Origin of the sequence: Limosilactobacillus walteri (assembly GCF_014830205.1) — a bacterium.
GTDB classification, from domain to species: domain Bacteria; phylum Bacillota; class Bacilli; order Lactobacillales; family Lactobacillaceae; genus Limosilactobacillus; species Limosilactobacillus walteri.
The window spans coordinates 1-1,745 of sequence record NZ_QORN01000066.1; the positions used below are offsets into that span (position 1 = coordinate 1).

At 39.8% G+C, this 1,745-nt stretch carries 1 protein-coding gene; it reads right to left on the reverse strand.

Going from position 1 to position 1,745, the window contains the following annotated elements:
* Positions 1-1,614, reverse strand: a 1,614-nt coding sequence (locus DTK66_RS10760; RefSeq protein WP_191668671.1) for an IS1182 family transposase, incomplete at its 3' end; no start/stop codon positions are given.
* Between the last annotated feature and the right edge of the window lie 131 nt (positions 1,615-1,745).

The window sequence follows — 1,745 nt, forward strand, 5'->3', positions numbered from 1 at the left end:
AAATCGTAGTCCGGATTTTAAATTATTTATAAAATTAGTCGCCAATCGACTAATTGATTGACCAAATTTCGTTAGATTTAATGCCATCAAGGCTAGCCCAATGTCATTTTCCACAGCCCGTTGTCCGCGTAGATGAGTTCGGCGTATGCCAAAATCCCTCTTCATGTGACCAAAGACTGGCTCAACGTCGAACTTTCGTCGACGATAAATTGCCTTGCCTTCGTCACTTGAGAGGGTTGCTTTTACTTTAGCCTTGTAATAATTCCACGTTAGGTTAACCTGCATATAGCGTTGCCGACCACTTGGTGTTTTTGCCAACTCATCCAATTGTTCTGACAGTTGGTGCTTATCCGCTCGATAGAGTTTGAAATCACGTTCGAAACTATATTTATCGGTTCGCCTACTATACCGATAAAAGCTAAAGCGAACTCCTAAATGATCGATGTAGTAATCATCTTCGGCATTATACTGCCAATTTTGTGATTTAGTTGGATCGTTTTTAAATTTATGTTTCTGTTCCTTTTGATAAGTTGTGTATGGAATAACAGGCTGCTTTTCAAACTGATCAAGAATCATTGTGTAATTGTACTCACTACCATAACCGGCATCGGCAACGATATGCTTAAAGAAATCTAAAGCATGAAACTGTGTAAGGAATGGCACTAAGGTCCTGGTGTCAGTTGGATTTGAAAAGAGCCCGTAATCAAGGACAAATTGCTTATGTGTAGCGATTTGCAGGTTATAGCCGGGCTTTAACTCCCGATTCATCATCGGATCTTCCTTCATACACATAAAAGTCGCATCATGATCAGTCTTGGAATAGCTATTACGACCTTGGAAGATATCTTCGGCACGTTCATACTTTTTGGCACGCGGAATTAGGTCGTTGCTTAATTGATGGCGAAGTTTTTTTAGAAAACGACGGCGCCGTTTTCTAACTGAACCACCTTTGATGATTTTTGGTTCTTGCTTAATCTCTTCATCTAACTTAGTGATTTTCTCCGCAAGTTCTTGTTCCATTACTTCCATGCCTTCGGCAGAAGTAACCAGCTCGGGTGCCATTTCTTGCACCACTTGTTTTTCTACTAGTTCCTCATAAAGCTTACTCGTCTTTTCTCTTAACTTAGCGTGATACTTTTCAACCGTCCGCCGCCAAGTAAATGAATATTTATTGGCATCGGCTTCCACCTTGGTCCCATCGATAAAAACTGCATCATTTTGAATTAGTCCGTGATCTTTCAAAGCCATGGTAAAGTAGACAAAGGCATGTTTAATTAGCTTACTAGCGTGCTGACTGCGTCGAAAGTTATTGATGGTATGGTAGCTATAAGTATAATCATGGGCTAACCAACGCATTGGCAAGTTCTCATCCAACATCATTTCAATCTTTCTTCCAGAATAAGTTTGACGTGAGTAGGCAAACAAGAGAATCTTAAGCATAATTGCTGGATGTGATGAAGGGCGGCCAGTAGCCGCTCCCGAATCTTCTAATAGCACATCTTGTGGAATCGAGTCGACAAAATCACTAATTAATCGTGCAACATGATTCCGTGGTAAATCATAGTTATAGTTTAGTACGAATTCGGTTTGCCCTATGGTATAATTTTGATACATGAAAATCGCTCCCTTTGGTTGTTTTTAGGGGTAATTACATCATATCAGGAACGATTTCCTGTGTACATAAAAACCGGATGATGAATTGTTCAAAAAATTCATCATCCGGTTTTTATTTTGGACTAGGAGTT